This is a genomic window from Kitasatospora sp. NPDC004614, assembly GCF_042873675.1.
Taxonomy (GTDB): Bacteria; Actinomycetota; Actinomycetes; order Streptomycetales; family Streptomycetaceae; genus Kitasatospora.
The window spans coordinates 1-21462 of the sequence record NZ_JBIALR010000034.1; the positions used below are offsets into that span (position 1 = coordinate 1).

Below are 21462 nucleotides of genomic sequence, written 5' to 3' on the forward strand. Positions count from 1 at the left end.
AGCTTCCGCCGCCCCTGAGGGCTCCGGTCCTCGCGGATCTCGAAGGTCATCGCGTCCCCTGAGCTGGGGTGTTGCAGCAACCACTAGAACCCAAGGAGCGCCCGGCGGGCCTTTCGCGTTGCCCGGACGGCATTGTTCGGACGGCGTTGTTCGGACGGTGTTGTTCTCGCCTTGCCCGGGCTGCTGGGCTTCACGCGGGCACGACGAAGGGGCGCCGGGAGATTCCCGGCGCCCCTTTCGTGGCGTCATGCCGTCAACCGGCGTGCGGTGTACGTCAGTTCTGCTTGGCGTTCTGCGCCGCCACGCCGGCGTGCACCTCCGCCATGTCGAGCTTGCGGGCCTGGCCGATCAGGTCCTCCAGGGCCGCCTCCGGGAGCGCGCCCGGCTGGGCGAAGACCAGGACACCCTCGCGGATGATCGCCAGCGTCGGGATCGACCGGATCTCGAACGCCGCCGCGAGCTCCTGCTGCGCCTCGGTGTCGACCTTCGCGAAAGTGATGTCCGTGTGCTTCTCGGCAGCCCGCTCGAAGACCGGCGCGAACTGGCGGCAGGGACCGCACCAGGCCGCCCAGAAGTCGATCAGGACGAACCCCTTGCCGTCCTCACCCTGGACCACCTCGTCGAAGTTGTCCTTGGTCAGTTCCACCGTGCTCATCGCCGCCACCTGCCTTCCACAGCCGGGTCTTTCCCTAGCGGGCCCGCTCCCGGACCCACGACCGCCTCAACCCTGCCACCTGCGGAACTATTCCGGGCGACCCGACTCCCGCTGAACGTTCAGGACCTGCCGTACGTACCCCCGGGCGAACCGGTCGAACCCGGGGCCCGGCAATCCGGCGGCCCGGCCGACCGCACCCCTCCCGGACGGGAGCAAGCCAATGACCACCACCGGCCGAACGGCCCCCAGCGGCCGCCGCGTCACCATGCTCGCCGCCGGTGCCCTGGCCGCTGCCGCACTGATCGCCGGCTGCGGCAGCGGCGGCGGCGGAAGCTCTTCCTCGACCATGAGCTCCGGCAGTCAGACCCAGGCCGCGACGCTGATGACCGAGCACAACGGCACCCTCGGCACCCTGGTCACCGACGGGCAGGGGTTCACCCTGTACCGCTTCGACCAGGACACCAACAACCCGTCGGCCACGCACTGCACCGGCGACTGCGCCACCCTCTGGCCGCCCGAACTCACCACCGGCAGCGGCGCGCCCGCCCTCAAGGGCATCGACGCCAAGCTGGTCTCCACCGTCACGCGCCCCGACGGCACTCATCAAGTCACCCTGAACGGCTGGCCGTTGTACCGCTACACCCCCGACACCAAGCCAGGCCAGACCAACGGCCAGGGCGTCGGCGGCACCTGGTGGGCGACCACCCCGACCGGCGACAAGGCGATGCCGATGGCCGGCTCGGGGCCGAGCATGCCGTCCGGCGGCGGGTACTGAACGGGCACCGGAATGGTGGCCGGAGCCGAGGGAGTGCGGCGCGGGCGCCCGCGCCGCACCCCTGGCACGGTTATCGACACCGGCCGGGCCGGACTTGAGAACCCCGGCCCGCCGCGCGCCCCGCACCGGCAGCCGCGCGCCCCGCACCCGCCGTCCCGGATCGACCCGCGGCCGCACCCGCGCGAGGATGGCGCCGTGGCCGAGCACCCCCGCACCACCGGTCGCGACGGCGCCGCGACCGGCCGGACCCGTCCCACCGGTCCCGCCGCCGAGGACCGGCTGATGCGCGTCCTGTACCGCGAGCACGCGCGCCCGCTGTACGGGATGGTGCTGCACCTGGTCGGCGGCGACCGCCAGCGCGCCGAGGACGTCGTCCAGGAGACCCTGGTCCGCGCCTGGCGGCACCTGGACCGGCTCGACACCGACCACCGCAGCCTGCGGCCCTGGCTGGCCACCGTCGCCCGGCGGATCGTCATCGACGGCCGGCGCGGCCAGAGCGCCCGGCCCCGCGAAGTCCCCGACGGCGAGCTGGAACGGATCCCCGCCGAGGACGAACTCGACCGCGTGCTGCGGCTGATGACACTCACCGACGCACTCGATTCGCTGTCCGAGGCGCACCGCGGCGCGATCACCGAGACGTATCTGCGCGGACGCACCGCCACCGAGGCCGCCGCCGTCCTGGGCGTCCCGCCCGGCACCGTCCGGTCCCGGCTCTACTACGCTCTGCGAGCCCTCCGGCTCGCCCTGGAGGAACGGGGAGTGACACCATGACCACCCCCGGCGCCCATGAGTACCCCGATCCGCACCAGGACCTCGCTGCCCACCTGCTCGGTGTGCTCGAACCCGAGCAGGAGGCCCGGTTCGCCGCCCACCTCGCGCACTGCCCGCGCTGCACCGCCGAGGCCGCCCGGCTCGGCCCCGTCACCGAGCTGCTGGCCGAACTCGCGCCCGCCGCGAGCCCGGAGCCGGTGGCCGTGGTCGCGGAGCCGGACGAGCCGTCGCCCGAGCTGCTGAACCGGCTGGCCGGGCAGGTGGTGGCCGAGCGGCGGCGCGCCCGGGTGCGGCGGCTGGTGCTGGCCGCGGTGGCGGCGATCCTCGCGCTGGGCGGCCCCGCGGTCACCTGGGCGCTCACCGAAGGGCCTCAAGTCGCCGTCGCGGCCCAGCAGTTCAGCGCCACCGACGCGAACTCCGGGGTGTCCGCCACGGTCGGCGTCGACCCGGCCGCCTGGGGCAGCCGGGTCACCCTCGACCTCGGCCACCTGTCGGGCCCGCAGAGTTGCAGCCTGATCGCCGTCGGCACGGACGGATCCCACCAGACCGTGACCAGCTGGACCGTCCCCGCCACCGAATACGGCGGCCACACCCGACTGCGCACCGGCGGCGGCACCGGGCTGGCCCCGTCGGCGATCGCCCGCTTCGAGGTGCACTCCGGCACGGCCGTCCTGGTCACCGTCCCCGTGCACCCCGCGCTGCCCGCCCAGCGGTGAGCACCCGGGCGCGGCACACTGGTTGATGAGGAGGCCACGCGGGCCCGGGAGCCGCCCGCCGCGGGGCGCGTGGACGGCCGAGATGCACCCGATCCCCCTGCTCTGCCCGCGCTGCGGACAGCCCCAGCAGGTCATCCACATCGACGACCCGCACCACCCGATCCGGGTGGTGCACACGGAGACCGGCCGCGAGGACTGCGAACCGGCCTCCGAGGAGCCCACCACGGCGAACCAGCCGGAAAGCTGAACACCCTGTACCCACCCGGGAGGTGGCGGCCATGAGGACGCTGGTCGGATGGCACATCGAGATGGAGTTCGAGGAGGACGGCAACCGCACCAAGGCTGCCGCGATGGTCCGCCTCGCCGACGGAACGGAGGTCCGCGCACACGGCTACTCCACCCGTCACCACGCCGACCGCCCGCAGCTGCGGGTCGGTGAGGAGGTCGCCGGGGCCCGCGCCCTGAACGACCTCGCCATGCAGCTGCTCACCAAGGCCCACGAGGAAGTCAGACAGCCCAACTGACCTGACCGGCCCCGTCAGATCCCGGTCAGTGGCACGGCCGGGTCCGCCAGCCGCTCCGGGTCCACGCTGCGCCCGGAGCGGACCAGTTCGCGGATCGGGTCGGTCACGTCCCACACGTTGACGTTCATGCCGGCCAGCACCCTGCCGCCGGACAGCCAGAACGCGATGAACTCCCGCCCGGCGACGTCGCCGCGGAACACCACCCGGTCGTAGCCGCCGGGCTCCGCGTACCCCGTGTACTCCATGCCCAGGTCGTACTGGTCGGTGAAGAAGTACGGCACCCGGTCGTACACGGCGTCCTTGCCGAGCATCGCGGCCGCGGCGACGGCCGGCTGGTTGAGCGCGTTCGCCCAGTGCTCGACCCGGATCGGCTTCCCGAACAGCGGGTGGAAAGCGTTTGCCACGTCGCCCGCCGCGTAGATGTCGGGGTGCGAGGTCGCCAGGTGCTGGTCGGTGCGGACGCCGTTGTCGACGGTCAGCCCGGCGTGCTCGGCGAGCGCCGTGTTCGGGCTGATGCCGACGCCGACCAGCAGCACATCGGCGGGCACCGTGCTGCCGTCGCCCAGCCGGACGCCGTCCGCCCGCAGCTCCGCCACCTTGACGCCGAACCGCAGGTCCACGCCGTGCGCGCGGTGCAGGTCGGCGAAGACCTGCGCGACCTCCCGGCCGAGGACGCGCAGCAGCGGCAGCTCGGCCGCCTCCAGCACCGTGACCTCCGCCCCCGCGGTGCGGGCCGCGGCCGCCGCCTCCAGGCCGATCCAGCCCGCGCCGATGATCACCACCCGGGCGCCGGGCTTGAACGCCGCTTTCAGCCGCTCGCTGTCGCCGACCCGCCGCAGCGTCCGCACGAAGTCCCCGTCGCCGCCCGGCACGGGCAGCGTGCGCGGCGAGGAGCCGGTGGCCAGCAGCAGCTTCGAGTACGGCAGGCGGTCGCCGCCCTCGACGGTGACGGTGTGCGCGGCCGGGTCGATCGCCGTGGCCGCGGCGCCCAGCCGCAGGGTGACGTCGTGCTGCTGGTACCAGTCGGCGGGGTGGACGTAGATCTTCTCCCGCTCCTCCTTCCCGAGCAGGTACCCCTTGGAGAGCGGCGGCCGTTCGTACGGCCGCTCGCTCTCGTCGCCGACCAGGGTGATCGGCCCCCCGTAGCCCTCCGCGCGCAGTGCCTCGGCCGCCTTCGCCCCGGCCAGGCTCGCTCCAACGATCACGATTCCGGTGTCCATGCCCAATCTCCTTCCCGCCATCCGGCTTCCCCGACCATGGCACCGCCACTCCCTCGGCCGGGGGACCCGCGCCGGACGGGGTCGGTGCGGGGATCCGCCCGCGAGGCGGAGCGCGATCCGGCCGGGGGGTCGGCCTAGGCTGGGTCGCGGGTCCGGCCGGGCGGCCGGGGCGGCGGCGAAGGGAGCCCGAGGGATGGTGGCGGAGCGAACGGCCACGGTGCGCTGTGTGCCCGCGGTGCCGTGCTGGGCGGGCCTGACGGTCCGTGACATGGGTGCCGCGCAGCGGTTCTACGGGCCTTTGCTGGGTTGGGAGTTCGTCCCCGGCCCGGACCGCTGGGGCCCGTACGTGCGCGCCGCCGTCGACGGCGTCGAGGTCGCCGGGCTCAGCCAGTTGGACGCCGGGTGGGAGCGCCCGGTCGCCTGGACCACCTACTTCGGCATCGAGAGCGCCGACCGCGCCGCCGACGGCGTCCGCGAGCGTGGCGGCACGCTGGCCGTCGGCCCGCTGGCGTTCGACGCGGGCCGGGTGGCGCTGGCCGCCGACCCGTTCGGCGCGCCCTTCGGTATCTGGGAGGGCGAGCCCGGTGAGGACAAGATCTGGCTGACCGCCCCCGGCGCGCCCGCCTGGATCGAACTGCGCACCGTCGACCCGTTCGCCGCCGCGCTGTTCTACGGCGAGGTGTTCCGCTGGGACGGCCGCGACCCGGCCGAGTTCGAGGTCCGCTACGAGGACGAACGCGTGGTGCTGCTCTCCGAGGGCCACAGCGTGGCCGCGCTCCGGCTCGCCCACGACCTCGCCCCGCACTGGGAGGTGTTCTTCTCGGTCGCCGACACCGACGCCACCGCCCACCGCGCCACCGCCCTCGGCGGCCGCGTCCTCGACGGCCCGGCCGACTCCCCGTACGGGCGCGTCGCCCGCCTCGCCGACCCCGAGGGCGGCCGGTTCTCGATCCAGGCCGGGCCCCGCTAGTCAGGTCGCGCTGCGGTCGTGGGTGGGGGCGAACAGGCGGTGCATGGCTTCCGGCAGGTCGTCGGGGTGCGCCACCGGGTGGTGGAAGTCGAAGCGGACGTCCAGCGGGGCGGCCGGGTCGGTGGCGAGCAGGCGGACGCGGAGGCCGTGGCGGTCGAGGGCGACGGGGCGGACCTCGCGGAGGTGCTCGGGCCGGAACGGCGGGGTGCCGGGGCGGGTCAGGGCGCCGGCGCCGAGGAGGAGGAGCTGGTCGGCGTGGGCGGCGGCCAGGTGCTGGAGCAGGTGGGCCTCGTCGGCGGCGACCGGGTCGGGGGTGGCGGCGGTCAGGTCGGCGGGGTCGAGGCAGCACTCGGAGCCCCACAGGTCGTCCAGCGCCAGGTGGTCGATGTCCAGGCGCAGCAGGACGCCCTCGCCGGTGGGCGGCGTCTCGCCGGGGGAGCGGGTGAGCAGGCCCTGGGCGTGCAGCCGGCCGCGGATGCGGTGCGGCAGGGCGACGGGGGCGACGTCCACGCACTCGAGTTCGGCGGTGAGGGGGCCGCGGGCGAGGGCGGTGATCCGGTGCAGGGCGGACTCGCGGCCGACCAGGACGGCCACCGTGCCGTCCGGCCGCAGGGTGCACCGGACCTGTGGGGGCAGGCCGGGGCGGGCGGTGAGGTCGGCGCCGCGGATGTCCAGGACGGCGGAGGAGGCGAACTCCAGCAGGGTGCGGGCGCGTTCGGCGGCCGAAGGCGAGCGGCGGGCGGGCTGGGGCAGCACGGGAAGCCTCCTGGTTGCTTAGGTGAGGCTAACCTAAGTCAACGGGAGGTCGGGCGTCCAGCCATGGTGACTCAGTCGTCGATCGCGGAGGGCGGTGCGCCCAGCATGCGCAGCACCAACTGTCCGTAGCGGCGGCCCAGTTCCTCCGGCGACTCGCTGCTGCGCTCGCTGTACCAGCGCGAGACGTCGATGCCCAGCGAGGTGACGGCGCGGGCCGCGGTCCGCTGGTCGGGCACCTGGAAGGCGCCGTCCGCCACGCCACGCGCGATGATCCGCAGCACCGTCTCCTCGATCCGGATGCGCAGTTCGGCGACGGCCGCGAAGTCCTCCTCGGGCAGCGCGTGCAGCTCGTGGTTGACGATCCGCCCGACCGTGTGGCCGCGGGCGTGCCAGGTGGTGAAGGACTCGGCGAGGGTGCGCATCTGGGCGACCGGGTCGGTGGCGGAGGCCTCGGCGTCCTCGACCAGGTTCAGCGTCGCCTGGTGTCCGGCGCGGGAGATCTCGGCGAGCAGGGCCGCCTTGGAGGGGTAGTGGATGTAGAGCGCGGCGGGGCTCATGCCGGCGGCGGTGGCGATGTCCCGGGTGGTGGTGGCGTGGTAGCCGCGGCGGGCGAAGGAGTCCACGGCGGCCAGCAGCAGTCGCCGCGCTGCCTCGGTGCGCTCCCCGGGCCACAGTGCGGCGGTCGCTGGGTCGTTCATGGGGCAATCCTCGCAGACGGTTCGGGCCGGTCCGGGCGGGTGGGCTGTTGACAGTGTCGCCCGCCGCCAAGATGCTAAGCAAGCGCTTAGTCAAGTCGTCGGTGCGAGGGTGGCGCCGGCGCGAGGCGGCGGAACCATCCCTGGCAGCAGATCCGAGAGGTACGGCGATGACAGTGTCGTTCAAGGGCAAGGTGGCGGTGGTCACCGGAGCGAGCCGCGGCATCGGCCTCGGCATCGCGCGCGAACTGGTGCAGCGCGGCGCCAAGGTCTGCATCACCGCCCGCACCCAGGAGACCCTGGACGAGGCGGTGCGCGAACTCGGCGGCCCCGACCACGCGTTGGCGGTGGCCGGCAAGTCCGACGACGCCGCGCACCAGGAGGAGACCGTCACCCGGGTGATGGAGACCTTCGGCCGGCTCGACCTGCTGGTCAACAACACCGGCATCAACCCGATCTACGGCCCGATCCTGGACGCCGACCCGGCCGCCGCCGCGAAGATCCTCGCCGTCAACGTGCTCGCCCCGCTCGCCTGGACCCGCCGCGCGCACGCCGCCTGGATGGCCGAGAACGGCGGCGCCGTGGTCAACGTCGCCTCCATCGCGGGCATCCGCGCCTCCAACGGCATCGGCATGTACGGCGTCTCCAAGGCCGCGCTGATGCGGCTCACCATGGAACTCGCCTCCGAACTCGGCCCCGGCATCCGGGTCAACGCGGTCGCCCCCGGCGTGGTCAAGACCCGCTTCGCCGAAGCCCTGTTCGAGGGCCGCGAGGAGAAGGTCGCCCGCGCCTACCCGCTCGGCCGCCTCGGCCTCCCCGAGGACGTGTCCGGCGCCGTCGCGTTCCTGCTCTCCGAGGACGCCGGCTGGATCACCGGCCAGACCCTGGTGGTGGACGGCGGCGTCACCCTCGGCGGCGGGCTGTGACCGGCGGCCAACCCCGCTTCGACGCCGACGGGATCGGCGCCGTCGTCACCGGCGCCGGCCACGGCATCGGCGCGGCCCTCGCCCGCGCGCTGACCGAGGCCGGCGCCCGCGTCGTGGTCAACGACCTCGACCCGGACGCCGCACACGCCGTCGCCGACGAACTCGGCGCGCACGCCGCCCCCGGCGACGCCGCGAGCGCCGAGGGCGTCGCCGCGCTGATCGACGCCGCCCGCGCCCACCTCGGCGCCATCGACCTGTACTGCGCCAACGCGGGCGTCGCCACCACCGGCGGCCCCGACGCCCCGCCCGAAGCCTGGGAACAGGCCTGGCAGGTCAACGTGCTCAGCCACGTCCGAGCCGGCCAACTGCTGCTCCCCGATTGGCTGGAGCGCGGCCGCGGCCGCTTCCTGGCCACCGTCTCCGCAGCCGGGCTGCTCACCATGCTCGGCTCCGCCCCGTACGCCGTCACCAAGCACGGCGCGCTCGCCTTCGCCGAGTGGCTGTCCGCGACGTACCGGCACCGCGGCGTCCAGGTGCACGCGCTGTGCCCGCAGGGCGTGCGGACCAGGATGCTGGACGGCACCGGCGAGTACGGGCAGGCGCTGCTCGCGCCCACCGCGATCGAGCCCGCCGAGGTGGCCGAGGCCGCCCTGCGGGGCATGGCGGCGGGCGAGTTCCTGATCCTGCCGCACCCCGAGGTCGCCGACTACTATGCGGCCCGCGCCACCACCCCCGACCGCTGGCTGCACGGCATGAACCGGCTCCAGCAGCAGATCGAGGACCGACAGGAGGCCCGATGAGAGCCTGGCAGATCGCCGAACTCGGCGCCCCGCTGGACGTGATGAAGCTCGCGGAGGACGCGGACCGCCCCGACCCGGGCGAGGGGCAGCTGCTGGTCCGGGTCCGGGCCGCAGCCGTCAACTTCCCGGACGCGCTGATGGCGGCCGGTCTCTACCAGGTGCGCCCGCCGCTGCCCTACACCCCCGGGGTGGAGCTCTGCGGCGAGGTGGCCGAGGGCCCGCGCGCGGGTGAACGCCTCATCGGCACCGCCGAGTTGCCCGCCGGGGCGTTCGCCGAGTACGCGCTGATGAACGCCGCCACCGCGCTGCCCGCACCCGACAGCCTGGACGACGCCGAGGCGGCCGCCCTGCTGATCGCCTACCAGACGGCGTGGTTCGCGCTGCACCGTCGGGCCCGCCTGGCTGCCGGCGAGACGCTGCTGGTGCACGCGGCGGCCGGCGGCGTCGGCAGCGCGGCCGTGCAACTCGGCAAGGCCGCCGGGGCGTTCGTCATCGCCGTGGTCGGCGGAGCGGAAAAGGCGGACGCGGCAAGGAAGTTGGGTGCCGACCTGGTGATCGACCGGAAGTCCGAGGACTTCGTCGCCGCCGTCCGGACCGCCACCGCGGGCCGGGGTGCCGACGTGGTCTTCGACCCGGTCGGCGGCAGCGCCTACACGGGCTCCACCAAGTGCGTCGCCTTCGAGGGCCGGATCGTGGTGGTCGGCTTCGCCTCCGGCGAGATCCCGGCGCCGCCGCTCGGCCACGCCCTGGTGAAGAACTACTCGGTGCTGGGCCTGCATTGGGGCCTGTACGTGGCCAAGGACCCGGTGGCCGTCCGGGACTGCCACGACGCCCTGACCGCGCTCGCCGCCACCGGGGTGGTCCGCCCGCTGATCTCCGACCGCGTCCCGCTGTCCGGCGCCGCCGAGGCCGTCCACCGGGTCGCCACCGGCGCCAGCACCGGCCGGATCGTCGTCCTGCCGTAACTGCCAAGAAGGGGCGGCCCGTTGGGGCCGCCCCTGCTCCGGGCTCAGCGGTACTTCTTCAGTTCCCGCCGCGCCAGCGAGCGCTTGTGGACCTCGTCCGGGCCGTCGGCCAGGCGCAAGGTGCGGTTGCCGGACCAGAGTTGGGCCAGGACGGTGTCCTGGCTGACGCCGGCCGCGCCGTGCGCCTGGACGGCCTTGTCGAGGATCCACTCGACGGTGGACGGGACGGCGATCTTGATGGCCTGGATCTCGGTGTGGGCACCCCGGTTGCCGACGGTGTCCATCAGCCAGGCGGTCTTCAGCACCAGCAGCCTGGCCTGCTCGATCCGCACCCGGGCCTCGGCGATCCAGTCCTGCACCACGCCCTGATCGGCCAGCGGACGGCCGAACGCCACCCGGGAGTTGACCCGGCGACAGGTCAGTTCCAGCGCCCTCTCGGCGATGCCGATGGCCCGCATGCAGTGGTGGATCCGGCCCGGCCCGAGCCGGGCCTGGGCGATCGCGAAGCCGGAGCCCTCCTCGCCGAGAAGGTTGGCCGCCGGGACCCGGACGTCGTCGAAGACGATCTCGGCGTGCCCGCCGTGGTCGGCGTCCTCGTAGCCGAACACCCGCATGCCGCGCAGGACTTGCACTCCCGGGGTGTCGCGCGGCACCAGGATCATCGACTGCTGGCGGTGCACCTCGGCGTCCGGGTCGGTCTTGCCCATCACGATGAGGAGTTGGCAGTTCGGGTTCATCGCCCCGGTGATGTACCACTTGCGGCCGCTGACGACGTACTCGTCGCCGTCCCGCTCGATCCGGGTGGTGATGTTGGTGGCGTCCGAGGAGGCGACGTCCGGCTCGGTCATCGCGAACGCCGAGCGGATCTCGCCGTCCAGCAGCGGGCGAAGCCAGCGTTCGCGCTGCTCGGTGGAGCCGAACTGGGCGAGCAGTTCCATGTTGCCGGTGTCGGGGGCCGCGCAGTTGACCGCCGCCGGGGCCAACAGGACGGAGCGGCCGGTGAGTTCGGCGAGCGGCGCGTACTGGAGGTTGGTCAGGCCGGCGCCGTGCTCGCCCGGCAAGCTGTGTTTGTCCGCAAAGAACAGGTTCCACAGGCCGCGGGCCTTCGCGGTCGCCCGCAACTCGCCGATCACCGGCGGGATCGCCCACGGCTCGCGCTTCGGGTCCTCCAGCTGCTCGGCCAGTACCGGCTCGGCCGGGTACACGAACTCGTCCATGAACGCGCCGAGTTCACCCAGCAGGTGGACCGTCCTGGCGTCGTACGCGAAATCCATTTCCTCAGCCCTCCACCGACGTGCGTCCGAACTCCACGAACAGCGGCACCATGTCACCGACCCGGTCGAACCCGGCGCCGACCGTGCCGCCCTGGGTGAACCGGAAGTGGATGCCCTCCAGGACCACCGCCAGCTTGAACGAGGCGAAGCCCACGTACCAGCCCAGCCCGGAGACGTCCCGGCCGGACAACTCGGCGTAGCGGCGCACCAGTTCGTCGGTGCCGGGGAAGCCGGGGGCGAGTGCCGCGCCGGGCAGTACACCGTCGAAGCGGCGGGCCAGTTCGGTGTACATCACCAGCAGGCCCAGGTCGGTGAGCGGGTCGCCGATGGTGGACATCTCCCAGTCCAGTACCGCGGTGATCCGGTCGTCCGGGCCGACCAGCACGTTGTCCAGGCGGTAGTCGCCGTGCACCAGCGCGGGGGCGGGGGAGTCGGGCAGGGTGTCGGCGAGGCGCTGGTGCAGCTCGTCGATCCCCGGTACCTCGCGGCTCCGCGAGGCGTCCAACTGCTTGCCCCAGCGGCGCAGTTGGCGCTCCAGGAAACCCTCGGGGCGGCCGAATCCGGCCAGGCCGATCGCCGCTGGGTCGAGTGCGTGCAGGGCGACCAGGGTGTCCACCAGCTGTTCGCCGAGGCCGTGCACCCGCTGCTCGCCGAGCGCGGCCAGCGTCTTGGCGTCCCGGTGCGCGGTGCCCTCGACGTACTCCATCAGGTAGAACGGCGCACCGATCACCGTGTCGTCCTCGACCAGCAGCACCGGGTCCGGCACCGGCACGGCGGTCGGCGCCAGCGCGCCCAGCACGCGGTACTCGCGGGTCATGTCGTGCGCGGTGGCCAGCACGTGTCCGAGCGGGGGCCGGCGCAGCACCCAGCGGGAGACGCCGTCCTCGACCAGGTAGGTCAGGTTCGACCGGCCGCCCTCGAACCGGCGGGCCGTCAGCGGTCCGGCGGTGGGTGCGGGCAGGGCGACGTCCAGGTGGGCGCGCAGCCTCTCCAGGTCGAGTCCGGGTGGAGCGGCGGTGGTCATCGGGGGCACCTCGCAGAGAAACGTGGGCTGACTAAGCGCTTGCTTAGGATTGCCCCGGGGGCCCGAGTTGTCAACGAGCATCGCCCGCCCGGCAAAGGAATCCGGACGGGCGATGCGAGCGGCGGGGGTTCAGCGGGCCACGGCGGCGGCCACCCGTTCGCCGAGCGAGCGGTCGACATTGCGCCAGTACTGGAAAGCGCGTTCCAGCACCGGCGCGGACACGCCGTCCTGAAGGTGCCCGGCGATGTTGGCGACCAGCCGGTCCCTGGCCGCGTCGTCCATCACCTTGCGCACCAGCGTGCCGGCCTGCCCCCAGTCGTCGTCGTCCCGGTGCATCGGATACGCCTCGCGGACCATCTGCCCGGCGACGTCCCACCCCAGCGGCGCACCCCACAGCTCCGGGTCGGCGGCCGGCCCGCCGTAGGAGTTCGGCGCGTACGGACGGGCGGTGCGGGCCGCGTCGAACCGCATCGCGCCGTCCTTGGCGTACGAGTGCACCGGCACGTGCGAACGGTTCGGCGGCAGCTGCGCGTAGTTCGTGCCGATCCGGTGCCGGTGGGTGTCCGGGTAGGAGAAGATCCGGCCGAGCAGCATCTTGTCCGGCGAGACGCCGATGCCCGGCACCAGGTTGGACGGCTCGAACGCGGCCTGCTCGATGTGGACGAAGTGGTCCTCCGGGTTGCGGTTCAGGGTGAACCGGCCGACCTCGATCAGCGGATAGTCGCCGTGCGGCCACACCTTGGTCAGGTCGAACGGGTTGAACCGGTAGCTCCACGCCTCGTCGAACGGCATCACCTGGACGTGCAGCGTCCACGACGGAAAGTTGCCGCCCTCGATCGCCTCGAACAGGTCGCGCCGGTGGCAGTCGCCGTCCACGCCCGCCAGCCGGTCCGCCTCCGCCTGCGGCAGGAAATCGTTGCCCTGATCGGTCCTGAAGTGGTACTTCACCCAGAACCGCTCGCCGTCCTCGTTCACCCAGCTGTAGGCGTGCGAGGAGAACCCGTCCATGTGCCGCCAGTTCTTCGGGATGCCCCGGTCGCCCATCAGCCAGGTCACCTGGTGGGCTGACTCCGGCGACAGCGTCCAGAAATCCCACTGCATGTCGTGGTCGCGCAGGCCGTTGTCGGGGCGGCGCTTCTGCGAGCGGATGAAGTCCTGGAACTTCATCGGGTCGCGGACGAAGAACACCGGCGTGTTGTTGCCGACCAGATCGTAATTTCCCTGCTCGGTGTAGAACTTCAACGCGAAACCGCGCGGGTCGCGCCAGGTGTCCGGCGAACCCAGCTCGCCCGCCACCGTGGAGAACCGGGCCAGCATGTCGCAGCGCTTGCCGGGCTGGAACAGGTCCGCCCTGGTGAACCGGCTGACGTCCTGCGTCACCTCGAAGAAGCCGTACGCGCCACTGCCCTTCGCGTGCACCACCCGCTCCGGCACCCGCTCCCGGTTGAACTGGGCCATCTTCTCGACCAGATAGTGATCGTGCAGCAGGATCGGGCCGACCGGGCCCGCCGTCAGCGAATGCTCGTCGCTCTCGACCGGGACACCCGCGTTGTTCGTGGTGAACGGGACGTGCTGGGACATCGGGGCAACTCCTCCTCGGGCACCCCGCCGGGCGCCGTAGCCGCGCGGCGGCGAGGATCGTCCACCGCGACTGCCTACCACTCGAACACCGGCCCCCGCCGCCCACAACCGCAGACCAGCATCTGACGCAGCATCAGAAACCAGGTGTGGCAAATCCGTTCAGGAACCACAGCGCCGCCGTCCACCACAGCAGCCCGATCGCACAGAACAGCGCCCCACCCGCCACCGGCAGCGCCCAGCCCGGCAGCTTCCCGTGCTGCACCAGCAGCACCTTCGCCGCGAACGCCCCGTACAGGAAGCACCCCGCCATCGAGTGCACCCCCACCCGCGCGTCCGTGAAGCGCACCCCGTACGCCAGCAGACAGTGCTGCGCGATCGGCACCGACAGCACGAACGCCACCACCCCGCCCACCCGGTGCCAGAGCCGCACCCGGTCCGCCCGGACGCCGCCCCGGTACATCCACAGCGCCAGCAGCACCTGCACCAGCGCCACACCGAGCAGCGCCGTACCGAGCCGCGACTTCAGCCGCAGCGCGTCCTCGCCGGACTGCCCGAACAGGCTGCGACCCGGGTCGGGCGTGTGGGCCCGCCCGAACCACAGCAGGCCCGCCACGACCACGAGCGGCGCGAGCACCGCCAGGGCGGTCAGGGCGGTCTGCCTGGACATGGTCGGGCGCGGCACCTCAGTTGTCCTGGGTGCTGTTGTCGGTGCCGCTGCTGGTGCCGCCGTCGGTGTTCGCGCCGGGTCCTGAGCTGCTTCCCGCGCCGCTTTCTGAGCTGGTTCCTGAGCTGCTTCCCGCGCCGCTTTCTGAGCTGCTTTCTGAACTGCTTCCCGCGCCGCTTCCCGCGCCGCTTTCTGAGCTGCTTCCCGCGCTGCTTTCTGAGCTGCTTCCCGCGCCGCTTCCCGCGCCGCTTTCTGAGCTGCTTCCCGCGCCGCTTCCCGCGCCGCTTTCTGAGCTGCTTCCCGCGCTGCTTTCTGAGCTGCTTCCCGCGCCGCTTCCTGAACTGCTTCCCGCGCCGCTTCCGGTGTCGGTTCCTGAGCCGGTTCCCGTGTCGTCCGTTCCGGTTCCTGCACCGCTTCCCGTGCCGGTTCCGGCTCCGGAGGTGTCGGGCGGCTCCACCGCGGCGGGCGCGGACGGCTCGACGGGCACGTAGGGGTCCGCGGGGTTGGCGGGCGCCACCGTGGCGGTGGCCCCGGCGGTCGCACCCGCTGTGGCCCCGGCGGTGGGTTCGGCGGTCGCACCCGCGGTCGCCCCGGCGGTGGGATCGGCAGTCGCCGTGGCCCCCGCGCTCGCCGTGGCGCCCGCGCTCGCCGTCGCCGCCCCCGATGGCACGGTCCCGGCCCCGTGCAGCGTCGAGACGTCCACGCCAACCGGGTCGCCCAGCGAGGTCACCGCGTAGAACTTGCCGCGCGGGTCCGCCACGGTGTGCCCGGTGGCCTCGCCCGGCCCGTGGTCGCCCGTGTACCGGTACAGCGGGTGGCCCTTGTACAGCACCTGCGCCGACCCGTCCGGGAGCGCCGCCGCGCCCAGCAGCCCGTCGTCCACGCCCGGGTCGGCCATCGGGAAGCCCGGCGTGGTCACCGGCGGCCAGGACTTCGCGCACTCGGCCACGCAGGTGCCGTGCACCGAGGTGTCCGCGCCGTACAGGTACAGCGTGCGGCCCTGCGCGTCCACCAGGATCGGGCCGAGGCTGCCCACGCTCGCCAGCGCCACCCGGGTGCCCGCCGAGGTCGCGAACGCCGACCCCGACGGATTCTCCTCGGCGGCAGGCGCCGGTACCGGGGACCCGGATCCGGCCGGTGGGGCACTCGGGGCGAGATCCGCCCCGCAGCCCGCGGCCGCGAGCACGGACATGGACAGCACCGCGGCGGCGGCGAGACAACGGGAACGGGGCATCACGACTCCTGGCGACGGAGCGGGGGCTGGTCTGCGGGGGCTGGTCACCATCCACCCCCGCCACCGGCCACCCGGCCACTCCAGAGCGGGCCCGGTCCGCACCAGGAGGTACCCCATTGCCCTGGACGGCCCACCCGCCGCGGCTGGCAGCCCGTCAGCCCCGACCGTCGAACGGCCGTCCTGCGCGCCCCACCCGGACGGGCGGACACTGGAGAGGTACGACCTCGCCCGAGGGGGCGCCCATGACCACCCAAAACAGCACCACACCCGCGATCCGGGTCCAAGGGCTCGGCAAGCGCTTCGGAGACCTCGTCGCACTCGACGATGTCGACTTCGAGGTGCCACCCGGCAGCGTGTTCGGACTGCTCGGGCCGAACGGGGCGGGCAAGACCACCGCCATCCGGATCCTCACCACCATCATCCGACCCACCAGCGGCCACGCCGAAGTGCTCGGCACCGACGTGGTCGCCCACCCGGGCGCCGTGCGCCGACTGATCGGCCTGGCCGGCCAGTACGCCGCCGTCGACCCCAACCTGACGGCCCGTGAGAACCTCCGCCTGATCGGCAGGCTCACCCAGCTGCCGCGCCACCGAAGGTCCCCGCGCGCCGCCGACCTGCTGGCCCAATTCGATCTCACCCAGGCCGCCGACCGGCCCGTCCGCACCTTCTCCGGCGGCATGCGCCGCCGGCTCGACGTGGCCGCCGCGCTGGTTCCCGAACCACCCGTGCTGTTCCTCGACGAACCCACCACCGGACTCGACCCGCAGAGCCGCACCGCCCTGTGGGAGCTGATCCGGGAACTCGTCGCCGGAGGCACCACCGTCCTGCTCACCACCCAGTACCTGGAGGAGGCCGACCGGCTCGCCCAGCGCATCGCCGTCCTCGCCGAGGGCCGGGTGGTCGCCGACGACAGCCCGCACGCCCTCAAGACCCGCCTCGGCACCACCGTGCTGGAACTCGGCATGGGCGAGGACCCGCGCGCCGTCCGCGCCGCCGCCCTGCTCGCCGACCGCCTCGAACGCGCCCCCGAGCGCGAGGGCGCCCTGCTGCGCCTGCCCAGCCCGGACGGGTCGCTGCTGCTGACGGACGTCCTGCACGCGCTGGAGGCCGAACAGCTCACCCCGCACACCATCGCCGTCCGCGAATCCAGCCTCGACGACGTCTACCTCGCTCTCACCGGCCACCGCACCTCCGGAGGCACGTCATGACCGCTGCCGCCCCAGCCATCGACCTCGCCCCCACGCCCGGCCTGTCCGACCGCCTGCTGGCCCCCGTCCGGGACGGCCTGGCCGTCTGCGGACGCAACCTGATCGCGCTGAGACGGGTGCCCCGGCTGCTGATCTTCTCCACCGTGCAGCCGGTCGTGTTCGTGCTGATGTTCCGCTACGTGTTCGGCGGGGTCGTCGGCGCGGCCCTGCACGGGGTGAGCTACGTCGACTACCTGATGCCGGGCGTGTTCGTGCAGGTGGTCGTCTTCGGCGCGGTCAACACCGCGATCGGCCTGGCCACCGACCTGCAGACCGGCCTGATGGAGCGGTTCAGGTCGCTGCCGATGGCCCGCTCCGCGGTGCTCTCCGGGCGGACGGCCGCCGACCTGGTCCGGAACGTGTTCGTGGTGGCGCTGATCAGCGGCGTCGGCTTCCTGGTCGGCTTCCGGGTGCACAGCAACGCCTGGGGGTTCCTGGCCGGGGCGCTGCTGGTGGTGGCGTTCGGCTTCGCGATGTCCTGGGTGTTCGCCGTGGTCGGCCTGGCCGTCGGCGACCCGGAGACCGCGACCGCTGCCGCCTTCCCGGTGCTGGCACCACTGGTGTTCGCGTCCTCCGCGTTCGTGCCGACCGTGACCATGCCCGGGTGGCTCCAGGTGTTCGCCAACCACCAGCCCGTGACCATCACCGCCAATGCGGTCCGCGCACTGATGCTCGGCACGCCGGTCGGCTCGCAGGTCTGGCAGGCGCTCGCCTGGGACGTCGGCATCGTCGCGGCGTTCGCGCCGCTCGGGGTCTGGCTCTACCGCAGGGCGGTGTGAACCCGGCTAGGACGGCGCGTCCTCGGGCCGCTCGGGCTTCTGCGGAGGCTCGGGCGGTTCGGGCTGTTGTGCCTGTTCGGGCCGCTCGGGCCGCTCGGGCTGTGCGGGCTGTGAGGGCTGCTCGGGCTGTGCGGGCTGTTCGGGTTGGGACCACACGGTGTGGTCGCCGCCGCGCCAGGCGACCAGCTCGGGGTCGTCCAGGTCGGGTTCGTCCACGCCCGCGCGGCGGATGAACTCCGCCACGTCCTCGGCCGAGGTGGCCCGCCCCACCGTCCGCCCGTAGATCTCCACCCGCCGGTACGGTCGCGCCCCGCGGGTCGGTGGGCGGACCACGACCGGCGGGTGGAATATGTCTCCGGACTGGCTCATACCCCCAGTGTCGCGCGCCCTGGACGGACCGGCATCGGCGCAGGTCAGCGGGCTTGTGCGGAGCGTGGGCGGACGGTCGCGGAGCGCGCCCGGGGCGGCGGTTCAGACCGAGATCAGCCGGCGCAGGACGGGCAACCCGTCCGGCACCAGCGGCAGGCGGTGGCCCGCCAGCAGCTCGGCGGGCGGGACGAAGCCGCACCAGTCGATCTCGGCGTCGTCCGGGCCCGGCATCGGCGGGCGGTCGGTCAGCACCCGGCGCACCACCAGGAAGCCACCGCCGGCCAGCAACTGCCCTTCCGGTGGCCTCCGTTGCATCAGCAGGTCGTAGTGCCCGGGGTAGTGCGGCGCCTCGGCCGTGCGCCGGTACAGCAGCACCCGCCCGGCCGGATCCACGTGCACCGTGGCGACGAGGCGCCGCAGCAATGGCGGCTGCGGGACGGGCAGTTCGGCGGTGCGGGCATCCGTCGGTGCGGGATTTGAGGGCACGGTCGTCCCGTCTGTCGGTGGACCGGGGCCGGGCCGGCCGCCGGGCCGGAGGCGACGGCCGCGCCTGACGCATCATCACCACCCGGATGCGGCACGATTGTTGCACATTGTGCGCGCGTGGTGACGTATCGTGGCGCTCGCGTGTGCCATCCGCGTCCCGTCACCGAATCGAGGGCCCATGCACCCCGCCACCGTCCCCGGCGGCCTCCCGCTGCTGGGCCATCTGCCGGCCATGATCAGCCGCCCGCTCGCCTTCCTCGACACCCTGCCCGGGTATGGCGAAGTGGTTCGCGTCCGGGTCGGTCCGCGCGAGCTGTACATGGTCGGCGCACCGGAGTTGATCCGGCAAGTGCTCACCGACCGGGCCGACTTCGACCGCACCGGGCCGCTCTACGCGAAGATCCGCACCTTCCTCGGCAACGGCCTCGCCTCCTGCCCGCACTCCGACCACCAGCGGCTCCGCCGCATCGTTCAACCCGCCTTCCAGCGCGCCCTGTTGCCGCGCTACGCCGAGGTGATGACCGCCGAAGTGGCTGCTCTCACCGCCCGTTGGCAGGCCGGACGGACCATCGACGTCACCCGCGAGGCATTCACCCTCACCACCGCCGTCGCCGTCCGCACCCTGTTCTCGGCCGGCCTGGCCGCTGATGCCGCCGAACAGCTGCGCCACGCCCTGGACGTACTTCTGCGCGGCCTCTACCTGCGCGTCGTACTGCCCGCCGCCGACCTGCTGCCCACCCCCGCCCGCCGCGAGTACCGCCGGGCGCTGCGCACCTGGCACGCCGGAGTGGCCGCCATCATCGCCGACTACCGGGCCCGCGGCACCGACCACGGCGACGTGCTGTCGCTGCTGCTGGCCGCCCGCGACGAGGGCGGCCGGCCGCTGGGGGAACGCGAACTCGCCGACCAGGTCGCCACCTTGGTGCTGGCCGGGGCCGAGACCACCTCCTCCGCGCTGGCCTGGTCGCTCCGCCTGATCGCCGAACACCCCGAGGTGGAACGGAAGTTGCACGCCGAGCTGGACGCCGGACCGGGCGGCACCCCCGTCGGCTGGCAGCACCTCGCCCAACTCCCGTACACCGCGCAGGTGGTGAGCGAGGCGCTGCGGCTCTATCCGCCCGCCTGGGCGATCAGCCGCACCACCACCCGCCCGCTCGAACTCGGCGGCGTCCGACTGCCCGCCGGTGCGCTGGTGATCTGCTGCCTCTACCTGCTCCAGCGCCGCCCCGAACTGTTCCCCGACCCCACCCGCTTCGACCCCGACCGGTTCGCCCCCGGCGCCGTCCACCGGGACGCCTACCTGCCGTTCGGCCTCGGGGCCACCCGCTGCCCCGGCGACCGCTTCGGCACCGTCGAAGCCACCCTCGCGCTGGCCACCATCGCCGGCCGCTGGCAACTGCGCCCGGCCGTCGCCGGACCGGTGCGGCCACTGCCCAGGCTGGTGCTCTCGCCCGGGCCGCAGCCGATGCGGCTGACGGAGCGGCTCAGCGGGCCAGCGAGTTGACGGCGGCACGGAACAACGGCGGTGCCGCAGCGGACAGTTGGACGATCCGGGGGCCGGTCAGCGGGTGGTGCCGGGCGGCCAGCAGGGCGGTGGTGAGCAGTCGGTAGGGTCGGGTGGCGCGGTGCCAGGCGCGTTCGTACCCGGCCGGGCGGTCGGTGGTCAGGCAGTGGACGGCGGCCTCGGCGGAGGCCAGGGCGATCGCGATGCCCTCGCCGGTGAGGGCGTCCAGGTACCCGGCGGCATCCCCGACCAGCAGCACCCGCCCGTGCACCCGCGCCGCCGCGTGCTGGCGCAGCGGCCCCGCGCCCCGGACCGGGCCCGCCTCCGCTCCGGCCAGGCGCTTCAACAGAGCGGGGAAAGCGGCGAGTTGGTGGTCGAACGGCAGGCGCTGCGAGCCCAGGATCGCCACCCCGACCGCCCGGTCGGACACCGGAGTGACGTACGCCTCCGCGTGCCGCGACCAGTACACCTCCACCAGGTCGCTCCACGGCCGCACCGCGAAGTGGCGCCGCTGCCCGTACCGCGCCGGCCGGCGGGGATCGGCCGGCCGGTGCAGGCCGAGCGCGCGGCGGACGGGGGAGTGCAGGCCGTCGGCGGCGACCACGTGTCCGGCGGTCAAGTCGCCCACCGTCACGGCCTGTTCGGTGACTTGCAGATTCTCCGCGCGGCCGGTGGCGCGTCGGACGCCCAGCCGGTCCGCGCGGTCCGCGAGGGCGGCGTGCAGCGCGGTGCGGCGTACGCCCAGGCCGTGGCCGGTGCGGAAGCGGGCCTCGGCGGTGTGCGGGCCGTCGGCCTCCAGGTAACGGATGCCGTGGAACGGATGCCCCTCGACGGTGACGCCGAGCCGGGCCAACGCCCGTACGGCGCCCGGCATCAGGCCCTCGCCGCAGGCCTTGTCGACCGGCGTCGGGCGCGGCTCCAGCACGGTGGTGGACAGCCCGGCGCGGGCGGCGTGGATCGCGGTGGCCAGCCCGGCCGGGCCGCCGCCGATCACCAGCAGGTCGATCACGCGGCGGCCCGGCAGAGCGTCAGCGCGGCGTCCTCGCAGCGCAAACGGGTGGCCAGCAGGAGGGAGTTGAGCACGGTGAACGTCAGCGCTGTCAGCCACGCCGTGTGCACCAGCGGCAGTGCGAAGCCTTCCACCACCACCGCCAGGTAGTTGGGGTGCCGCAGCCACCGGTACGGCCCGCCGGCGACCAGTGGCAGGCCCGGCACCACGATCACCCGGGTGTTCCAGCGCGGCCCGAGCGTCGCGATGCACCACCAGCGCAGCCCTTGTGCGCCGAGTGCCAGCGCCAGCATCGGCCACCCCAGCACCGGCAGGAACGGCCGTCCCGCCCAACGGACTTCCAGCAGACAGCCCACCAGTAGCCCCGTGTGCAGGGCCACCATCGGCGGATAGTGCCGCCGCCCGTACTCCACCCCGCCCCGGGCCAGGCTCCAGGCGGCGTTCCGGCGGGCGACCAGCAGCTCCGCCAGCCGCTCCACGGCGACCAGCGCGACCAGCGCGGTGTAGGCGATCATCAT

At 73.6% G+C, this 21462-nt stretch carries 25 protein-coding genes; 12 read left to right on the top strand and 13 right to left on the bottom strand.

Annotation, left to right across the window (positions count from 1 at the left end; all coding sequences use genetic code 11):
* Positions 1-274: 274 nt before the first annotated feature.
* Positions 275-655 carry a thioredoxin gene (trxA, locus tag ACFYST_RS35950; RefSeq protein ID WP_387645326.1) on the bottom strand — a complete coding sequence of 127 codons (381 nt, stop codon included), beginning with the start codon at positions 653-655 and terminating at the stop codon, positions 275-277.
* A gap of 220 nt (positions 656-875) precedes the next feature.
* On the opposite strand from trxA, the gene ACFYST_RS35955 reads away from it, so the two are divergent.
* The 5 genes from ACFYST_RS35955 to ACFYST_RS35975 all read left to right on the top strand — a co-directional run bounded on the left by ACFYST_RS35955 (position 876) and on the right by ACFYST_RS35975 (position 3441).
* Entirely contained in the window at positions 876-1430 is a 555-nt protein-coding gene (locus tag ACFYST_RS35955) for a hypothetical protein (RefSeq protein WP_387868619.1), read from the top strand.
* Positions 1431-1712: 282 nt separating this feature from the next.
* Positions 1713-2201 carry a sigma-70 family RNA polymerase sigma factor gene (locus tag ACFYST_RS35960; protein WP_387868700.1) on the top strand — a complete coding sequence of 163 codons (489 nt, stop codon included), beginning with the start codon at positions 1713-1715 and terminating at the stop codon, positions 2199-2201.
* Positions 2198-2917 (top strand): anti-sigma factor family protein, encoded by a 720-nt coding sequence (locus ACFYST_RS35965; RefSeq protein WP_387868622.1) that lies wholly within the window; start codon positions 2198-2200, stop codon positions 2915-2917. Before ACFYST_RS35960 ends, ACFYST_RS35965 begins: the two co-directional genes overlap by 4 nt.
* A gap of 82 nt (positions 2918-2999) precedes the next feature.
* Positions 3000-3164, top strand: a complete 165-nt coding sequence (locus ACFYST_RS35970; RefSeq protein WP_387645315.1) for a hypothetical protein — start codon at positions 3000-3002, stop codon at positions 3162-3164.
* A 31-nt stretch (positions 3165-3195) separates the two neighbouring features.
* Complete coding sequence (locus tag ACFYST_RS35975; protein ID WP_380481736.1) at positions 3196-3441, top strand: DUF1876 domain-containing protein; 246 nt, start codon at positions 3196-3198, stop codon at positions 3439-3441.
* Positions 3442-3455: 14 nt separating this feature from the next.
* Here the strand turns inward: ACFYST_RS35975 and ACFYST_RS35980 are convergent, their stop codons facing one another.
* Positions 3456-4661, bottom strand: a complete 1206-nt coding sequence (locus ACFYST_RS35980; protein ID WP_387868623.1) for an NAD(P)/FAD-dependent oxidoreductase — start codon at positions 4659-4661, stop codon at positions 3456-3458.
* A 268-nt stretch (positions 4662-4929) separates the two neighbouring features.
* Between ACFYST_RS35980 and ACFYST_RS35985 the strand changes: the two genes are divergently transcribed.
* Positions 4930-5631 (top strand): VOC family protein, encoded by a 702-nt coding sequence (locus tag ACFYST_RS35985; RefSeq protein WP_387868625.1) that lies wholly within the window; start codon positions 4930-4932, stop codon positions 5629-5631.
* Here ACFYST_RS35985 and ACFYST_RS35990 read toward each other — a convergent pair whose 3' ends face one another.
* Together ACFYST_RS35990 and ACFYST_RS35995 are read right to left on the bottom strand one after the other, a co-directional pair.
* Positions 5632-6387 (bottom strand): DUF2470 domain-containing protein, encoded by a 756-nt coding sequence (locus ACFYST_RS35990; RefSeq protein WP_387868627.1) that lies wholly within the window; start codon positions 6385-6387, stop codon positions 5632-5634.
* Positions 6388-6458: 71 nt separating this feature from the next.
* Positions 6459-7085 carry a TetR/AcrR family transcriptional regulator gene (locus ACFYST_RS35995; RefSeq protein ID WP_387645304.1) on the bottom strand — a complete coding sequence of 209 codons (627 nt, stop codon included), beginning with the start codon at positions 7083-7085 and terminating at the stop codon, positions 6459-6461.
* A gap of 167 nt (positions 7086-7252) precedes the next feature.
* Here ACFYST_RS35995 and ACFYST_RS36000 point away from each other — a divergent pair, with 167 nt between their 5' ends.
* From ACFYST_RS36000 to ACFYST_RS36010, 3 genes are read left to right on the top strand one after another with little or no spacing between them, the layout of a single operon-like run.
* Entirely contained in the window at positions 7253-8008 is a 756-nt protein-coding gene (locus tag ACFYST_RS36000; protein ID WP_387868630.1) for an SDR family oxidoreductase, read from the top strand.
* Positions 8005-8808 (top strand): SDR family oxidoreductase, encoded by an 804-nt coding sequence (locus ACFYST_RS36005; protein ID WP_387868633.1) that lies wholly within the window; start codon positions 8005-8007, stop codon positions 8806-8808. The genes ACFYST_RS36000 and ACFYST_RS36005 overlap by 4 nt, the downstream gene beginning before the upstream one ends.
* Complete coding sequence (locus ACFYST_RS36010; RefSeq protein ID WP_387868635.1) at positions 8805-9773, top strand: NADPH:quinone oxidoreductase family protein; 969 nt, start codon at positions 8805-8807, stop codon at positions 9771-9773. Before ACFYST_RS36005 ends, ACFYST_RS36010 begins: the two co-directional genes overlap by 4 nt.
* A 44-nt stretch (positions 9774-9817) precedes the next feature.
* Here the strand turns inward: ACFYST_RS36010 and ACFYST_RS36015 are convergent, their stop codons facing one another.
* The 5 genes from ACFYST_RS36015 to ACFYST_RS36035 form a co-directional block, all read right to left on the bottom strand.
* Positions 9818-11047: an acyl-CoA dehydrogenase family protein gene (locus ACFYST_RS36015; RefSeq protein WP_387868637.1), complete on the bottom strand. Its 1230-nt coding sequence runs from the start codon at positions 11045-11047 to the stop codon at positions 9818-9820.
* Between the two features lie 4 nt (positions 11048-11051).
* Positions 11052-12071: a phosphotransferase family protein gene (locus ACFYST_RS36020; RefSeq protein ID WP_387868640.1), complete on the bottom strand. Its 1020-nt coding sequence runs from the start codon at positions 12069-12071 to the stop codon at positions 11052-11054.
* A 129-nt stretch (positions 12072-12200) separates the two neighbouring features.
* Positions 12201-13652 carry a catalase gene (locus tag ACFYST_RS36025; protein ID WP_387868643.1) on the bottom strand — a complete coding sequence of 484 codons (1452 nt, stop codon included), beginning with the start codon at positions 13650-13652 and terminating at the stop codon, positions 12201-12203.
* A 133-nt stretch (positions 13653-13785) separates the two neighbouring features.
* Complete coding sequence (locus ACFYST_RS36030; RefSeq protein ID WP_387645284.1) at positions 13786-14319, bottom strand: DUF6529 family protein; 534 nt, start codon at positions 14317-14319, stop codon at positions 13786-13788.
* Between the two features lie 16 nt (positions 14320-14335).
* Positions 14336-15550 (bottom strand): hypothetical protein, encoded by a 1215-nt coding sequence (locus ACFYST_RS36035; protein ID WP_387868646.1) that lies wholly within the window; start codon positions 15548-15550, stop codon positions 14336-14338.
* A 242-nt stretch (positions 15551-15792) separates the two neighbouring features.
* Between ACFYST_RS36035 and ACFYST_RS36040 the strand changes: the two genes are divergently transcribed.
* Positions 15793-16758 carry an ATP-binding cassette domain-containing protein gene (locus ACFYST_RS36040; RefSeq protein ID WP_387868649.1) on the top strand — a complete coding sequence of 322 codons (966 nt, stop codon included), beginning with the start codon at positions 15793-15795 and terminating at the stop codon, positions 16756-16758.
* Complete coding sequence (locus tag ACFYST_RS36045; protein WP_387645275.1) at positions 16755-17576, top strand: ABC transporter permease; 822 nt, start codon at positions 16755-16757, stop codon at positions 17574-17576. The genes ACFYST_RS36040 and ACFYST_RS36045 overlap by 4 nt, the downstream gene beginning before the upstream one ends.
* Positions 17577-17582: 6 nt before the next feature.
* On the opposite strand, the gene ACFYST_RS36050 is transcribed toward ACFYST_RS36045, so the two are convergent.
* Both ACFYST_RS36050 and ACFYST_RS36055 read right to left on the bottom strand, forming a co-directional pair.
* Positions 17583-17945 carry a hypothetical protein gene (locus ACFYST_RS36050; protein WP_387868651.1) on the bottom strand — a complete coding sequence of 121 codons (363 nt, stop codon included), beginning with the start codon at positions 17943-17945 and terminating at the stop codon, positions 17583-17585.
* Between the two features lie 102 nt (positions 17946-18047).
* Entirely contained in the window at positions 18048-18431 is a 384-nt protein-coding gene (locus ACFYST_RS36055; RefSeq protein WP_387868654.1) for a hypothetical protein, read from the bottom strand.
* Positions 18432-18609: 178 nt separating this feature from the next.
* Here ACFYST_RS36055 and ACFYST_RS36060 point away from each other — a divergent pair, with 178 nt between their 5' ends.
* The gene (locus tag ACFYST_RS36060; RefSeq protein ID WP_387868657.1) at positions 18610-19935 is read left to right on the top strand and encodes a cytochrome P450; all 1326 of its coding nucleotides are present in this window, start codon (positions 18610-18612) and stop codon (positions 19933-19935) included.
* On the opposite strand, the gene ACFYST_RS36065 is transcribed toward ACFYST_RS36060, so the two are convergent.
* The gene (locus ACFYST_RS36065; RefSeq protein ID WP_387868660.1) at positions 19916-20944 is read right to left on the bottom strand and encodes an NAD(P)/FAD-dependent oxidoreductase; all 1029 of its coding nucleotides are present in this window, start codon (positions 20942-20944) and stop codon (positions 19916-19918) included. The genes ACFYST_RS36060 and ACFYST_RS36065 overlap by 20 nt on opposite strands.
* Positions 20941-21459, bottom strand: a complete 519-nt coding sequence (locus ACFYST_RS36070) for an isoprenylcysteine carboxyl methyltransferase family protein (RefSeq protein WP_387868702.1) — start codon at positions 21457-21459, stop codon at positions 20941-20943. The genes ACFYST_RS36065 and ACFYST_RS36070 overlap by 4 nt, the downstream gene beginning before the upstream one ends.
* Between the last annotated feature and the right edge of the window lie 3 nt (positions 21460-21462).

Bases quoted from the DNA above. Each gene is read 5' to 3' on its own strand.
- trxA (WP_387645326.1), bottom strand. From the start codon at position 655: ATGAGCACGGTGGAACTGACCAAGGACAACTTCGACGAGGTGGTCCAG.
- ACFYST_RS35955 (WP_387868619.1), top strand. From the start codon at position 876: ATGACCACCACCGGCCGAACGGCCCCCAGCGGCCGCCGCGTCACCATG.
- ACFYST_RS35960 (WP_387868700.1), top strand. From the start codon at position 1,713: ATGCGCGTCCTGTACCGCGAGCACGCGCGCCCGCTGTACGGGATGGTG.
- ACFYST_RS35965 (WP_387868622.1), top strand. From the start codon at position 2,198: ATGACCACCCCCGGCGCCCATGAGTACCCCGATCCGCACCAGGACCTC.
- ACFYST_RS35970 (WP_387645315.1), top strand. From the start codon at position 3,000: ATGCACCCGATCCCCCTGCTCTGCCCGCGCTGCGGACAGCCCCAGCAG.
- ACFYST_RS35975 (WP_380481736.1), top strand. From the start codon at position 3,196: ATGAGGACGCTGGTCGGATGGCACATCGAGATGGAGTTCGAGGAGGAC.
- ACFYST_RS35980 (WP_387868623.1), bottom strand. From the start codon at position 4,661: ATGGACACCGGAATCGTGATCGTTGGAGCGAGCCTGGCCGGGGCGAAG.
- ACFYST_RS35985 (WP_387868625.1), top strand. From the start codon at position 4,930: ATGGGTGCCGCGCAGCGGTTCTACGGGCCTTTGCTGGGTTGGGAGTTC.
- ACFYST_RS35995 (WP_387645304.1), bottom strand. From the start codon at position 7,085: ATGAACGACCCAGCGACCGCCGCACTGTGGCCCGGGGAGCGCACCGAG.
- ACFYST_RS36000 (WP_387868630.1), top strand. From the start codon at position 7,253: ATGACAGTGTCGTTCAAGGGCAAGGTGGCGGTGGTCACCGGAGCGAGC.
- ACFYST_RS36010 (WP_387868635.1), top strand. From the start codon at position 8,805: ATGAGAGCCTGGCAGATCGCCGAACTCGGCGCCCCGCTGGACGTGATG.
- ACFYST_RS36015 (WP_387868637.1), bottom strand. From the start codon at position 11,047: ATGGATTTCGCGTACGACGCCAGGACGGTCCACCTGCTGGGTGAACTC.
- ACFYST_RS36020 (WP_387868640.1), bottom strand. From the start codon at position 12,071: ATGACCACCGCCGCTCCACCCGGACTCGACCTGGAGAGGCTGCGCGCC.
- ACFYST_RS36025 (WP_387868643.1), bottom strand. From the start codon at position 13,652: ATGTCCCAGCACGTCCCGTTCACCACGAACAACGCGGGTGTCCCGGTC.
- ACFYST_RS36030 (WP_387645284.1), bottom strand. From the start codon at position 14,319: ATGTCCAGGCAGACCGCCCTGACCGCCCTGGCGGTGCTCGCGCCGCTC.
- ACFYST_RS36035 (WP_387868646.1), bottom strand. From the start codon at position 15,550: ATGCCCCGTTCCCGTTGTCTCGCCGCCGCCGCGGTGCTGTCCATGTCC.
- ACFYST_RS36040 (WP_387868649.1), top strand. From the start codon at position 15,793: ATGACCACCCAAAACAGCACCACACCCGCGATCCGGGTCCAAGGGCTC.
- ACFYST_RS36045 (WP_387645275.1), top strand. From the start codon at position 16,755: ATGACCGCTGCCGCCCCAGCCATCGACCTCGCCCCCACGCCCGGCCTG.
- ACFYST_RS36050 (WP_387868651.1), bottom strand. From the start codon at position 17,945: ATGAGCCAGTCCGGAGACATATTCCACCCGCCGGTCGTGGTCCGCCCA.
- ACFYST_RS36060 (WP_387868657.1), top strand. From the start codon at position 18,610: ATGCACCCCGCCACCGTCCCCGGCGGCCTCCCGCTGCTGGGCCATCTG.
- ACFYST_RS36070 (WP_387868702.1), bottom strand. From the start codon at position 21,459: ATGATCGCCTACACCGCGCTGGTCGCGCTGGTCGCCGTGGAGCGGCTG.